This is a genomic window from Actinomadura sp. K4S16 (assembly GCF_008327685.1).
In the GTDB taxonomy this organism is placed as follows: domain Bacteria; phylum Actinomycetota; class Actinomycetes; order Streptosporangiales; family Streptosporangiaceae; genus Spirillospora.
The window spans coordinates 170,096-183,491 of the sequence record NZ_BDDE01000013.1 but is presented as its reverse complement, the minus strand read 5'-3'; the positions used below and the strand labels follow the sequence as shown (position 1 = coordinate 183,491).

Below are 13,396 nucleotides of genomic sequence, written 5' to 3'. Positions count from 1 at the left end.
GCGGAGCGTCACTCGGGGGTAGTGACCGACCTCGTAGAGTGATCTTCATGCCGCCGCTACGCCGCCGCATGGTCGCCCGCGACCCCGACGAGCCGCACCGCGTCTCCAGCCCGCTGGAGCTGCTGTTCGACCTGACGTTCGTCGCCGCGGTGTTCCAGACCGTCGGACGCCTGGGCGGCGCGATCGAGAGCGGCCGCCTCGGCGGCTCCTTCACGCCCTACCTGATGACGTTCTTCGCGATCTGGTGGGTGTGGATGAACTTCACGTGGTTCGCCTCCGCCTACGACACCGACGACGTCCCGTACCGGCTCATGGCGTTCGTGCAGCTGGCGGGCGTCCTCGTCCTGGCGGCCGGGGTGCCCTCCGCGTTCGACGGCGACGTCACCACCATGACCATGGGCTACCTCGTCATGCGCGTCGGCCTGGTCGCCCTCTGGCTGCGCGCGGCCGCCGAGGACCCCGAGGGCCGCGCCACGGCCCTGCGGTACGCGGTCGGCCTGTCGGTCGCCCAGGTGTTCTGGGTGGCGCGGCTCGGCCTGCCGGACCAGGGCCCGACGTGGGTGTTCTTCGTGCTCGCGGCGCTCGACCTGTCCGTGCCGCCGCTCGCCGAGCGGCGGCGCGGGACGGCCTGGCACCCGCACCACATCGCCGAACGGTACGGGCTGTTCACGATCATCCTGCTGGGCGAGAGCGTGTTCGCCTCCACCGACGCGGTGCAGCAGTCCGTGGCCCACGGGGTCAGCGGCGAGCTGATCACGATCGCCCTCGCGGGCCTCGCCATCCTGTTCGCGCTCTGGTGGATCTACTACCTCGAACCGGCCGGGGAGGGCCTGTGGCGGCGCCGCGACCTGCGCTTCCTGTGGGGGTACGGCCACTACGTCTTCTTCGCCGCGCTCGCCGCCATCGGCGCCGGGCTGGAGACGGCGGTGGCCTCGTTCGCCCATCACGCCGAGGCAGGTCCGCGGCTGGTGGCCGCCTCCGTCACCGTCCCCGTCGCCGTCGTCCTGGTCATGCTCTGGGTGCTGCACGCTCCGATGGGGCGCATGAGCGCGCATCCCGCGCTCCTCGTCGCCACGGCCCTCCTGGTCCTCCTCGTGACCCTCGCCGCCCCGACCGTGGGCGTCCCGGGAATCCTGCTCCTGATCGCCGCCCTCCTGGCCGTCTTCCTCACCACGACCCTCGTCCGGCGGGCGCCGGCCCTCCGGACCGCCGAGTAGCACCGGCGGGTTGATCTGCGACGGCTCGCAGAGCCCGCCTGACGGGCGCCCTTGACCCCGCGCCCGGCTCCGGGACTCGTGTCATCCTGGCCAACGAGCCACAACTGAATCCAGCGGGGAGGCGGCGGTGCGGACCGCCCCGCGTGCAGGTGAGGAGGCCATCGTGCAGGACCTGACAGGGCAGAGCGGGGAGGGCGGGCCGCGCGTGGAGTTCGATCCGTTCGCCGGGCCGTACCCCGCCGGGGCGTCCCACGCGCGGATGGACGAGTTGCGCGAGGCGCGTCCGGCGTTCCGCAGCACGGCTGGGCATGGGTTCTGGGTGCTGACCCGGTACGACGACATCCTCGCGGCCTTCCAGGACCCGGAGACGTTCTCCAGCCGTGCGATCGCCGTCAGCGACCCCGACCCGGCGCACCAGTGGATCCCCGTCATGCTGGACCCGCCGCTCCACACGACGTGGCGGCGGTTACTCCGGCCGTTCTTCACCCCCGTCGCCGCCGCCGTCCTGCGGGACCGGATCACCCGGCACTGCGCCGCGCTGATCGACGGCTTCGCGTCCCGGGGATCGTGCGACTTCGTCACCGACTTCGCCCGGCTCTACCCCACCGCGATCTTCCTGGAGCTGGTGGGCCTGCCCACCGAGCGGCTGGAGGAGTTCCTCGAGTGGGAGCACGCCATCCTCCACTCGCCTCCCTCCACCGGAGGACGGGGCGCGGCCATGGCGGCGCTGACGGCCTGCCTCACCGAGCTCATCCAGGACCGCCGCACCCGTCCGCGCGAGGACCTGATCAGTGCCGCGACCGGGTTCACCGTGGACGGCCGGCCCGTCACCGACGAGGAGCTGCTCGAACTCTGCGTGCTGCTGTTCCTCGCCGGCCTCGACACCGTCGCCGCCCAGCTCTCCTACATCTTCTGGCATCTGGCGCGCGACGACGCCGCCCGCGCACGCATGGCCGGCGACCCGGAGGTCATCCCCGACGCGATCGAGGAGTTCCTGCGCGTCTACGCGCCCGTCCTGCCCGCCCGCAAGCTCACCCGCGACGTCGAGATCCACGGCTGCCCGATGAAGGCGGGCGACATGGTCATGCTCCCGACCGCCATGGCGACCCGCGACCCGCGCGCCGTGCCCGCCGCCTCCGCCGTCGACATCGACCGGCCGCCGGCCCGGCACCTGGCCTTCGGCGCGGGACCGCACCGCTGCCTCGGCTCCCACCTCGCCCGGCTCGAACTCCAGATCGCGCTGCGCGAGTGGCACGCACGCATCCCGGACTACCGCATCGCACCGGACGCCCGGCCGGTCGAGCACGCCAGCCTCGTCCTCGGCCTGGAGACCCTGCCCCTGACCTGGTGAGTTTCAGCCCCTGAAGGGCTCGGAGCCGGGGCTGAAAGCCGGTTGAAAGCGGCCTGAAGCCAGGGGCGCGCACGCTTCGGGGCATGAACATCGAGGCACGGCAGACGGCCATCCAGGTGACCGGGCTGCGGAAGGCGTTCGGGGACAAGACCGTCCTCGCCGGGGTCGACTTCGAGGTCCCGCGCGGGACGGTCTTCTCCCTGCTCGGCCCCAACGGGGCGGGGAAGACGACGGTGGTGCGGATCCTGTCCACGCTGATCCCCGCGGACGGCGGCGAGGTCAGCGTGGCGGGACGCGACCTCGGGAGGGACCCGGACGGCGTGCGCCGGGCGATCGGCGTGACCGGCCAGTACTCGGCGGTGGACGGGCTGCTGACGGGCCGCGAGAACCTGATCCTCATGGCGGACCTGCACCGGCTCGGCAAGGCCGGCGGGCGCCGGGCCGCCGCCGAGCTGCTGGAGCGCTTCGACCTGGTGGAGGCGGCGGACCGGACGGCCGCCACCTACTCGGGCGGGATGCGGCGGCGGCTCGACATCGCGATGACGCTGATCGGCGACCCGCAGATCATTTTCCTGGACGAGCCGACGACCGGGCTCGACCCGCGCAGTCGCCGCACCATGTGGGAGATCATCCGCGAGCTGGTCAGGGGCGGCGTGACGGTCTTCCTGACGACGCAGTACCTGGAGGAGGCCGACCACCTCGCCGACAGGATCGCGGTGCTGGACGGCGGCCGGCTCGTCGCCGAGGGGACCTCGGACGAGCTGAAGCGGCTCGTCCCCGGCGGCCACGTCCGGCTGAGGTTCTCGGACCAGGCGTCGCTCGACGCGGCGGCGCGGGCGCTCGGCCCGGTGACGCGGGACGACGACGCGCTCGCCCTGCAGGTGCCCGGGGACGGCGGCGTCGCCTCCCTGCGGGCGCTGCTCGGACGGCTGGAGGAGGCCTCGATCGAGGTCGGCGAGCTGTCCGTCCACACCCCCGATCTGGACGACGTCTTCCTCGCCCTCACCGGCACGACCCGCACGACCCGCACGACCCGCACGTCCGGCAGGACCGACGAGAAGGTGACCTCGCGATGACCACGCTCACGCACGCGGCGGCCGACTCCGCGACGATGCTGCGCCGCAACCTGCGGCACGCGCTCCGCTACCCGTCCCTGACGATCGGCGGGATGATGATGCCGATCCTGATCCTGCTGCTGTTCGTCGGTGTGTTCGGCAACGCGCTCGGCGAAGGCGTCGGCGGCGCGGCCAAGGGCGACTACATCCAGTACGTCGCGCCGGGCATCATCCTCATGGCCATCGCGTCCGGATGCATGGCGACGTCGGTCTCGGTGTGCGTGGACATGACCGAGGGCATCGTCGACCGGTTCCGGACGATGGCGATCTCACGGTCGTCGCTGCTCACCGGGCACGTCGTGGGCAGCATGATCCAGACAGTGGTGAGCACCGCCGCCGTCGTGCTCGTCGCGGTCGCGATGGGCTTCCGGACGAGCGCCGGGGCGGCGGACTGGCTCGCGGCCGCCGGCCTGCTGCTGCTCCTCACGTTCGCGCTGACCTGGGTCGCCGTCACGCTCGGGCTGCTGGCCAAGAACCCCGAGGGCGCGAGCAACACACCGCTGATCATCCAGTTCCTGCCGTTCGTCGGCAGCACGATCGTGCCGCCGGAGTCGATGCCGGCCGGGGTCCGGTGGTTCGCCGAGTACCAGCCGTTCACCCCGATGATCGAGACGCTGCGCGGGCTGCTCGCGGGCACGCCGAGCGGGCAGGACGCGGCGGTCTCCGTCGCCTGGTGCGTCGGCCTCGCCGTCGCCGGCTACGCGTTCTCCAAGGTGCTGTTCGACCGGAAGGCGCCCCGCTAGCCCGGCGCCTCGCCGCTCAGCCCGCCGTGTACTCGCGCGCGAGTCCGCGGGCGGCGGCCCGCAGTTCCGCACGGCCCAGGCCGGCGTACTCCGACACCGCGTCGTGGTACGCCGGCCCGTCGGCGTCCAGCGCGGCGCGGCTGATCGCCGCCGTCGACATGGTCGACTGGAAGGAGCGGATGTGGTGGAGGCGCTGCGCCAGCGCGATCGCGCGGGCGGCCCGCGTCCGGACGGTCTGGGCGGCATCGGGACGGGCGAGGTCGACCATGGCCAGCGCGAGCAGCAGCCCGCCGCAGACGGGCAGGTCCATGTAGAACGCGGGCATCGGGAACGGCGGACCGTCGACCAGGGTCGCCAGTCTGGGGAGGAGGCCGGTGACGATGTCCTCGACGAGGGTGACGCGGCCGTGCCGGGCGTGCGCGACGGCGGTGACGCAGTGGGCCTCCACCGTCCACGGGTCGAGGCCGGTGTGCGGCATCGGGCCCTCCTCGGCCGCGAGCCGCTCCACCGCCTCCCGCCAGAGGCGCAGACCGGTGTCGGCGTCGCCGCGGCCGAGGGCGATCTCCGCACGGGCTCCCAGGTAGAAGGCGGCCGTGCCGAAGGACTCCTCCGGCCCCTGGACGAGCGACCGGTCGAGCCACCGCTCGGCCTCGTCGTACTCGCCGAGCGCGAGGTGGCCCGACGCGATGGCCCACATCAGCCCGAACATGTCAGGCCACCTGTACCGCTCCAGCAGCCCCAGCGATATCCGCAGATGGTGCAGGGCCCGGTCGGCCTGGTCGAGTTGCATCAGCAGTTCGCTGAGGCGGGAATGGGCGAGCAGCCGGCACCACGGGATGTCCGGCTCGCAGGTCTTCTCGAGCATGGCCTCGGTCGCCGCGAGCGCCCCGGCCACGTCGCCGTCGCGTTCCCGCACGTATCCGGCGGCGCAGTTCGCGAGGGCGGCGACGAGCGGATCGTCCCGGGAGCACATCTCGTCCAGGACGGAGCCGCCGGGGGCGAGGATCTCCGGCAGGGCGGCCAGCACCGTCGCCAGCGCGGAGACGAGACCGGTCGGCGGCGCGGGCGGGAGGCGGCGCAGCGCGACGAGCGCGCGGGTCGCCTGCGGTCCCTTGAGCAGGCCCGTCGCGAGGACGTTGAGGGACAGTGCCGCCCGCGTGACCTCGAGGTCCTCCGGGCCGGGGCGCAGGCGGCTCAGGAGCCCGGCCGTCTCCTCCGCCAGGACGGTCAGCCGGCTGTAGGCCGCCTCCAGCGTCCAGGCGCCGCCGAGGAGGGCGGTCACCGCCGCGACGGCCGGGCCGTCCCGGCGGGCGAGGCCGTGGCGCAGCGCCTGCTGGAGGTTGTCCTGCTCGACCCGCACGCGCTCCGCGGCCGCGAACGGCTCGGTGCCGAACAGCGCCTCGTGGTGCGCCGCGCCGAACTCCCGCGCCCAGGCGAGCATGCCGCTCACGGCGCGGTCCGTCTCCCCTTCCGCCTCCCGATGGCCCGCGCTGAACTCCCGGACGCTCTCCAGCATCCGGAACCGGGTCTCGGGACCGCCCTCGACCGGTTCCAGAAGGGACTGGTCCACGAGGTCCTGAAGGATCTCCAGCGTGTCGCCGCCGCCCAGGACGTGGCGCGCCGCCGCCGCGGTGAAACCGGCCGGGAAGACCGACAGCAGCCGCATGGCCTGCCGCCCGGACGGGGAGAGCAGGTTCCAGCTCCAGTCCACGACCGCGTGCATGGTCCGGTGCCGGGACGGCGCGTCGCGCGCGTTGCCGCGCAGCAGGGCGAACCGGTCGTCCAGACCGCGGGCGATCTCGGCCGCGGACATGACCCGGACGCGTGCCGCCGCCAGTTCGATCGCGAGGGGCAGCCCGTCCAGGTGGCGGCACAGTTCCTCCACCGGGCCGGGCGGCAGTTCCACACCCGGACGCGCCGCGTGCGCGCGCCGGCGGAACAGCTCGGCGGAGGTCGGCGGGTCCAGCGCGGGCAGCGGGTACACCGACTCCGACGACAGCCCGAGCGGCGCGCGGCTCGTGGTCAGGATCCGCAGGTCCCGGGTCGTCGACACCAGTGCGCCCGCGAGGTCGGCGGCGCCCTCCACGACGTGCTCGCAGTTGTCCAGCACGAGCAGGGCGGAGCCGGGCCCGAGCACCTCGGCGATCGCCGAGGCCAGGTCGCCCGGCCCGCCGAGGCGGCTGCGGGCCCGCGGCGACTCGCCCACCCCGAGAACGGACGCGACCTCGCCCGCCACGTCCTCGTTCTGCGCGACGCCAGCGAGCGGGACGTAGTGCACCGCCCGCTCCGGAGCCTCCCGCGCGACGGCGTTCGCCAGCCGCGTCTTGCCCAGCCCGCCCGCCCCGACGATCGAGGTGACGCGGGAGGCGCGCAGCAGGCCCAGGACGGCGGCGAGGTCCCCGTCCCGGCCGAGCAGCGGGTTCGGCTCGTGCGCGACGCCGCGCCGGACGGCGGGCGCCTCATCCCGGAGCAGCTCCTGCTGGACGCGCTGGAGCGCGCCTCCCGGATCGGTGCCGAGCTCGTCCCGCAGCGAGCGCCGGTAGGACTCGTAGCGCGCCAGCGCGGCCGATGGACCCGCCGTCGCGGCCTCGCAGCACAGCAGCTCCGCGAGCACCTCCTCGTCGCGCGGACGGTCCCGGGCGACACCGTTGAGCGCCTCGAAGCCTTCTGCGTGCCGACCTAGGCGCGCCAGGGCCAGAGCGCGGGCGCGGGTCAGCGTCCAGTAGGTCGAGGCCCGGTTCCCGCGCAGGACGGACAGCGGATCGTCACCGTCGTTCGGCTCGGGCGGCCCGTCCCAGAGCGCCAGCCCGTCCTCCGCGTGGGCGAGCGCACCCGCGTGGTCGCCGTCGCGGGAACTCCGTGCGCTCGCGGACGCGGCGAGCAGCACGGCGGAGGCGTCCACCGCGGACTCGTCCAAGCCGAGGCGGTACCCGGTCGGCATGCTGGCGATGACGTCCGTGCCCAGCTGCGACCTCGCCCGGGAGACCACGACCTGGAGCGCCTTCACCGGATTCTCCGGCCGCTCCTCCGGCCACAGCCCCTCCAACAGCCGGACGACGGAGACGCCCGCCCGAGGCTCGTCCGCGAGGAGCGCGAGCAGGCTGCGCAGGCGCGGGCTCGTGACGTCCCGCCCCCGGCACGCGACCCCGGACAGCAGCCTCAACTCGACCGAGCCGCTGGGGACGGGCTCAAGGGGGAGGGAGTCAGCCACGGGGACAGACTAGGACGCCTTCGACAAAACACGATAGAACGCGTGTCCGGCGCGCCGCCGAGTGAGGCCGTCACCAGGTGGAGGGGAAGAGGCGGTGTTTGAGGAGGCGGTCGATCTGCGCGGCCGCCTTCTTGACGTCGCCGCACGGACACAGGTAGCCGTGCCGCCCCCGCTGGGCGTCGTGGTAGGCCCAGGTGCCTCCAGGGGTGGCGAGGACGCTCACCACAATGCCGACGACCTTGGTCCCCCTCGCGTGGATCCACAGCAGCGGAACCGGGACGGGGAACTCCTCGCGTCGGTAGAACTTAACGAACCTCCAGCCCTGCGAAGCCAGGACGGCGGCCAGCTCGTCCAGGTACCGCGCGGCCGTCTCGTGGCCCCGGCGGGTCCGCCAGCGCAGCAGGTGGCGTTCGGCAAGGGCGACTACAGCCCGCACTTCGCCCACGTGAGCTTCCCTCCCTCCACCAGCGGCCGCGTCCCCCAGTCGAGTGCGAGAGCGGCCACCATCAGCAGACCGCGCCCGCCGATGGACGTGAGGCTCTCCTGCCGGACGACCGGCCGCCCCGCGCCGCCGTCCCAGACCTCGATCGTGGGCAGGCCGTCGCGCTCGTCCCGGAACACCCGGAGGACGATCGGGCCCTCCCCGTGAAGCAGCGCGTTCGTGACCAACTCGGAGACGATGACCTGCCCGTTGTGGTCGTCGGTGACCTCCCATGCGGCGAAGCGCTCGGCGACGAACCGCCGCGCCCTGGCTGGCGCCTGCTCGTCCGGGTCGAGGACGAGCGTGGAAACGTCCTCGCCGCATATCCCCGCGACGTCCTTTGTGAATGGATGCATACGACGAGCCGCTCCGTCCTGTCCGATTCGCCGGGCAGATTGGACAATGCATTCCGCTATGACCGTTTCATGGGGAACTGTCAAAACGTTCGCTTCGAACATTCCAACCTTCGTTTCCGGCATCTCCTTGGCCGAGCATCGCGCAAAGTGCCATGCTGGGAAATGCGAAAGCAATGCCACAGGGCAACCTCGGACCATGGCCCCCGACCACTGGTCATCGATGGTCATCGCTGGCCATGGCTGGTCATGGCTGGTCATGGCTGGTCATGGCTGGTAAAAGGGAGACCGAAATGCCGCAGCCCCCGAAGCGCCTCACCCCGTCGAACAGCCCCCTCGACCTGTTCGGATCAGAAGTCCGCCGGTACCGCGTGCTCGCGGACCACAGCATCAAGCAGCTCGCGGACAAGATCCCCTACAGCGCGTCCTTCATCGGCGCCGTCGAACGCGCCGAATGCCACTGCGAACGGAACTTCGCCGAACACTGCGACGCCGTCCTCGACACCAAGCAGGCCCTGTCCCACCTCCACGACGGCCTGTTCGGCGACAAGAAGGACGGCTTCCCCGAGTGGTTCCGCAAGTGGCCAGGCGTCGAAGAGGACGCCGGAACCCTCAAGGTCTACAGTCCAATCGTTGTCCACGGACTGTTCCAAACCATGGCGTACGCGAGCGCTCTGCTGTTCGATGACAGCCAAGCTGTAGAGTCACGAATGGCGCGGCAGGCAATCCTCTCCCGCACGACTCCCCAACCGCCTCGCCTCTTGTACATCCTGCCCGAGTCCGTTCTTTGGTACGACGTGGGCGGACCAGAGGTGATGCGACCTCAACTCCAACAGCTTGCACAGGCCAGCTCGGCTCGCGTCAGTGTGCAGGTTGTGCCTAGCGGTGCCCGACATCCCGGCAACGAGGGAGAGTTCATGATCGCGACCCTGTCCAGCGGGGAGGAAATTGCGTACGTTGAGACGAGTGCCCGTGGGATCATGATGAACGCACGACAAGACATCTCCACCCTCAGAGACAGGTTCGACGCGATCTCCACGCAGGCCCTCCCGGTCAACCTGAGCGTCGACCTGATCAACCGCACACTCGAAGAGAAGTGGAAAGATGGATCCTGAACTCACTTGGCGTAAGTCGAGCCGCAGCGGTAGTTCTGGCGGCTCCTGTGTCGAGTTGGCTGGAATGAAGGGCCGCGTGGCCATTCGGGATTCGAAGGATCCGGACGGACCGATGCTGTTTGTCCGTCCGACCGTGCTGCGTGAGGCGATCCGGCTCGCCGCGGAGTGAGGAGGCGGGATGCGGGACGTGATCTGGCGCAAGTCGAGCCGCAGCGGTAGCTCTGGCGGCAACTGCGTTGAGTTGGCTGGGCTGGCTGGTGGCGTGGCGATTCGGGACTCGAAGGAACCGGAGGGGCCGGTCCTGGTCGTTCCGCGTGCCGCCCTGCGTGCGGCGCTTCGCGGCCTGACCGATCGCTAGCTCGGCGGACGGCTCGTCCCCCGGCCGATTCAACGATCCGTCGGCGGCGGACCGGCCGGGGAGTCCGACTGGCGGGTGAGCCGGGCGAAGCTGTCGAGCATCGCGGTGAGGCCGAGGTCGAAGTGGTCGTCGGGGTAGGCGTCGTCGGCGCTCTTGGCGAGAAGGTTGTAGTCCGGTGCGTCCGGCGGCGGTTTTCTGCTGCGCCGCTCGCCGCCGAGCCGGAGCACGGCGAGGGTGAGCGCGTGACCGACGGTGAATTCCCGCAGGCAGCGCAGGACCCGCAGGGCGGTGCCCGGGGTGAATCCGGACGTGGTCATGAGCTCGATCATGCGGTTGCCGGTGTCGATGGCCGCTGGTGAGCGGACCGGGCGGGTGGCGAAGATGGTGACCGCGTGCGGGTGGGCGAGCAGGGTGTCCCGCATGCGGCGGGCGTACTGCTCGGCCAGTTCGCGCCAGGACCCGTGCCAGGGCAGGGTGTCTACGTCGAGCTCGCCGAACAGCGTCTCGGCGATGCCGTCGAAGAGCGCCTCCTGGTCGGTGAAGTACCGGTAGACGGCCATCGGGTCCACGCCGAGTTCGGCCCCGAGTTTGCGCATGGAGAACTTGTCCCGGCCGATGTCGTCCACGAGGGCCAGGGCCATGGCGGCGATGTACTCGCGGCTCAGCGTCGGTCTCACCGGCGCCGCCGGCCGCGGTCGGCGGGCTTGGTCGTCTTTCGTCATCGGTGCAGCTGGTCCAGGATCTCGGTCAACCGGTGTGCGAACGCCTGCGGGTGTTGCTGATATGCCGTGTGTCCTCCGGGGAATTCCACGCAGGGTATGCCGAGTGTCTCACCGAGGACGTGAGCAGGTCGGTGGTAGAGACGGCCGACGCTGTCCTGGCCGGTGGCCGGCCGCCACGGCACCGAGACCGAGCGCAGGGCCGCCAGGTCCGGTTCGTATTCGTAGCAGAACGCGGGCAACTCGCGGCGGAAGAGGATGCCGGCGTTGCCGAGCAGGCGTTGCGTCCCGCCCGGCTCGCGTCCGGTCACCCGCCGCGACATCCGGCCGAGGGCCAGCACGACCCGCATCATCGCCGCCAGCAGGACACGGCCGGGGCGAGTCTGGAGTGACCGGGGCGGCGTGGGCATCGTCATGGCCGCGAAAGCGGTGAACGCCCGCAACGGCCCCTCCGTGTCAGCGATCCGGCGCAGCTCGTCCAACTGCCGCTGTTCGGGCCCGCCGGGGAGGACCTGAACCAGCGGCGGCTCGTGGACCACAGCGCCGAGCAGGCGGCTCTCATGCGCGGCGAGCAGTTCCAGGGTGATGATCGCGCCGCCGCTGCTGCCGAAGACGAAGGCGCGATCGATCCCGTGGTGGTCCAGCACGGCGACGACGTCGGCCGCCTGCTCCGCGACCCCGACGGGGCCGGACTCGTCGTCGAGCGGGCTGCGGGAGTTCCCCCGCCGGTCGAACGTGATCACGGTGAACCGTTCCGCCAGCGGCCGGACGACATCGCCGTACATCGCCGCGTCGCCGCCGCCTCCGGGGACGAGCACCAGCGCGGGCCCCTGCCCCGTCCTTTCCGTGTACAGCCTGGCACCGGGACTCCGGACCAGATCCGCGGCTCCTGCGGATGTCATGCCACCTCCATGCGGTTCACACGTGGTCTACAGTGTAGGTCGCTGTCTACAGTGTAGACAGCATCTCGCGATCTGGAGGACTCCTCGTGACACTGTCGGCTTCGAATCCGCTGCCCGCGCGTACCCGGGTCCTGTTGCTCGCCGGCCTCGGCCCGGCGCTGTACGTCGTCGTGCTGCTGCTCGACAGCCTCACGCGCCCCGGCTACGACGCGCTGGACCACTTCGGCAGTGAACTCGCCAACGGCGACCGCGGTTGGCTCATGATCGCCAACTTCGTCCTTGCCGGCACGCTCACGATCTGCTTCGCCTTCGGCCTGCGGACCGTGCTGCGCCCCGGACGCGGCGCACTCGCGGCACCGGTGCTCGTCGGCCTGTTCGGGCTCGGACTGGTGGTGGCCGGGGTGTTCGTCGCCGACCCGAAACCCGGCTATCCCGCGGGGAGTGCCGGAACCGCGAACCCCACCCTGCACAGCCAGATCCACGATGCGAACCTGTTCCCGACCTGGGGTGTCATGACCATCGCCATACTCGTACTCGCCGCCCGCTTCGCGACCGAGAAGCAGTGGGGCTGGATGTGGTACTCGATCGTCAGCGCGGTCGCGGCCATGGCGACGCTGCTGGTCGCCGTCGCCCTCTATGACGCCGACACGCAGACCGGCAGCTACCACGGCCTGTGGCAACGGATCAGCATCACGATCGGATTCGGCTACTTCAGCGTGGTCGCCGCCGGACTGCTCCGGCGAGGCCCGGGTTGAGCCGACTGGGCCCGGCAGGCGGCGCGGCAATGCGAGACTCGAAAGCAGTCGATGGGCTGTTCTTCCCTCCTCGCCACCGCATGGCCATAAGGGGGGCTGACGGATTCTCGTCTTCTCCGGGCCCACCGTCCGGCTGGCGCGCACGCACGAAATCTGGACAGGCGGGTGGGGCGTGCTTGAGCGGGCGGCGCAGTGTCCAGGCCTGGCGGGGCGCGCCGTGCAGGATGGACAACCAGAAGGCGGCTCCGACCACGAACCCACCCACGGCGCCAGGATCCGAGTCTCCCCGGGTTGCCTGGCGGGATGGTGTTCTGGCTGGCCGTCTCGTCTCAGACCTCGGGTCCGCTCGTGCGCGGGTTACGGGCGAGTGGTGTCAGATGGTGCAGGGGGTGCCCGTCTTCGTCCAAGCCGATGAGGCGTAAGAGCCGACCGGGGCTCAGGACGACCACAGAGCGGTAGTCGGTGATGAGAATGTTGGCGGTGCGCCATTCGCCCAGGGTGCGTTCGACGGTTTCGCGGGCGGCGCCGATGAGCTGGGCGAGGTCGGCCTGAGTGAGGTTGTGCACGATGCGGCCCGGGCCGGGCACGGCTTGGCCGGGCTCCCTCGGCAGTAGCGCGAGCAGGGCCTTGGCCAGGCGTTGTTTGACGCTGTCGGTGTTCATACTGGTAGCGCGGGCTTGATATTCGAGTACGTTGTTGCGCATTTCGGTCAGTAGCGCGGACATGCCACTGCCACGGTCGTGCAGCACCTGGAAGAACCGGCCCTTCTCGATGACCAGTGCCCGCACGCGGGTGAGCGCGAGGGTGGCCGAACGACGCCGTAGTCGCTCGCCCAAGTCATCGAGCTCTTCAACGCCCAGCAACCGCCCGGACGACCGGATGGCCAGCAGGGTGTCACGGCCTGCGGCGGCATGACGGACGATTTTGGCGTGGCCGTCCAGGACGATGGCGACAGAGTGGGCTGGTGAGCCTTGGGCAAAGATGACCGACTCGGGCACGAACTCCCGTGGCACGCCCGCGTCGGTGAAGGCCTGACGAGCCGAGGAGCTGAGAGCGGCGTAGAAGCTGGCGGCCAT

At 71.3% G+C, this 13,396-nt stretch carries 14 protein-coding genes; 8 read left to right on the top strand and 6 right to left on the bottom strand.

Translation table 11 applies throughout. The features are described 5' to 3' along the window. The first annotated feature begins 47 nt into the window (after positions 1 to 47). From K4S16_RS15995 to K4S16_RS15980, 4 genes are all read left to right on the top strand, one after another. Complete coding sequence (locus K4S16_RS15995; protein ID WP_200841908.1) at positions 48 to 1,217, top strand: low temperature requirement protein A; 1,170 nt, start codon at positions 48 to 50, stop codon at positions 1,215 to 1,217. 163 nt (positions 1,218 to 1,380) lie between these two features. Next, positions 1,381 to 2,568: a cytochrome P450 gene (locus K4S16_RS15990; protein WP_235036837.1), complete on the top strand. Its 1,188-nt coding sequence runs from the start codon at positions 1,381 to 1,383 to the stop codon at positions 2,566 to 2,568. A gap of 83 nt (positions 2,569 to 2,651) precedes the next feature. Continuing rightward, positions 2,652 to 3,644, top strand: a complete 993-nt coding sequence (locus K4S16_RS15985; RefSeq protein WP_149259744.1) for an ATP-binding cassette domain-containing protein — start codon at positions 2,652 to 2,654, stop codon at positions 3,642 to 3,644. Beyond that, positions 3,641 to 4,426: an ABC transporter permease gene (locus K4S16_RS15980; protein ID WP_149259743.1), complete on the top strand. Its 786-nt coding sequence runs from the start codon at positions 3,641 to 3,643 to the stop codon at positions 4,424 to 4,426. The genes K4S16_RS15985 and K4S16_RS15980 overlap by 4 nt, the downstream gene beginning before the upstream one ends. Before the next feature lie 16 nt (positions 4,427 to 4,442). Here the strand turns inward: K4S16_RS15980 and K4S16_RS15975 are convergent, their stop codons facing one another. The 3 genes from K4S16_RS15975 to K4S16_RS15965 all read right to left on the bottom strand — a co-directional run bounded on the left by K4S16_RS15975 (position 4,443) and on the right by K4S16_RS15965 (position 8,474). Then, the gene (locus K4S16_RS15975) at positions 4,443 to 7,637 is read right to left on the bottom strand and encodes a BTAD domain-containing putative transcriptional regulator (protein ID WP_149259742.1); all 3,195 of its coding nucleotides are present in this window, start codon (positions 7,635 to 7,637) and stop codon (positions 4,443 to 4,445) included. A 70-nt stretch (positions 7,638 to 7,707) separates the two neighbouring features. Beyond that, positions 7,708 to 8,073, bottom strand: coding sequence for a hypothetical protein (locus K4S16_RS15970; protein ID WP_149259741.1), 366 nt, complete (start codon positions 8,071 to 8,073; stop codon positions 7,708 to 7,710). Beyond that, positions 8,061 to 8,474, bottom strand: coding sequence for an ATP-binding protein (locus K4S16_RS15965; RefSeq protein ID WP_149259740.1), 414 nt, complete (start codon positions 8,472 to 8,474; stop codon positions 8,061 to 8,063). Before K4S16_RS15965 ends, K4S16_RS15970 begins: the two co-directional genes overlap by 13 nt. A 290-nt stretch (positions 8,475 to 8,764) precedes the next feature. Between K4S16_RS15965 and K4S16_RS15960 the strand changes: the two genes are divergently transcribed. From K4S16_RS15960 to K4S16_RS15950, 3 genes are read left to right on the top strand one after another with little or no spacing between them, the layout of a single operon-like run. Then, a complete protein-coding gene (locus K4S16_RS15960; protein ID WP_149259739.1) occupies positions 8,765 to 9,586 on the top strand; it encodes a DUF5753 domain-containing protein in 822 nt (273 codons plus the stop codon). Beyond that, positions 9,576 to 9,755, top strand: coding sequence for a DUF397 domain-containing protein (locus tag K4S16_RS15955; RefSeq protein WP_149259738.1), 180 nt, complete (start codon positions 9,576 to 9,578; stop codon positions 9,753 to 9,755). Before K4S16_RS15960 ends, K4S16_RS15955 begins: the two co-directional genes overlap by 11 nt. 9 nt (positions 9,756 to 9,764) lie before the next feature. Continuing rightward, entirely contained in the window at positions 9,765 to 9,944 is a 180-nt protein-coding gene (locus tag K4S16_RS15950) for a DUF397 domain-containing protein (protein ID WP_149259737.1), read from the top strand. A 29-nt stretch (positions 9,945 to 9,973) separates the two neighbouring features. Here the strand turns inward: K4S16_RS15950 and K4S16_RS15945 are convergent, their stop codons facing one another. Both K4S16_RS15945 and K4S16_RS15940 read right to left on the bottom strand, forming a co-directional pair. Then, a complete protein-coding gene (locus K4S16_RS15945) occupies positions 9,974 to 10,621 on the bottom strand; it encodes a TetR/AcrR family transcriptional regulator (RefSeq protein WP_160160928.1) in 648 nt (215 codons plus the stop codon). Positions 10,622 to 10,662: 41 nt separating this feature from the next. After that, positions 10,663 to 11,565 carry an alpha/beta fold hydrolase gene (locus K4S16_RS15940; protein ID WP_149259735.1) on the bottom strand — a complete coding sequence of 301 codons (903 nt, stop codon included), beginning with the start codon at positions 11,563 to 11,565 and terminating at the stop codon, positions 10,663 to 10,665. Positions 11,566 to 11,651: 86 nt separating this feature from the next. Between K4S16_RS15940 and K4S16_RS15935 the strand changes: the two genes are divergently transcribed. Then, positions 11,652 to 12,320: a DUF998 domain-containing protein gene (locus K4S16_RS15935; RefSeq protein ID WP_160160927.1), complete on the top strand. Its 669-nt coding sequence runs from the start codon at positions 11,652 to 11,654 to the stop codon at positions 12,318 to 12,320. 329 nt (positions 12,321 to 12,649) lie between these two features. On the opposite strand, the gene K4S16_RS15930 is transcribed toward K4S16_RS15935, so the two are convergent. Beyond that, entirely contained in the window at positions 12,650 to 13,396 is a 747-nt protein-coding gene (locus tag K4S16_RS15930) for a Crp/Fnr family transcriptional regulator (RefSeq protein ID WP_160160926.1), read from the bottom strand.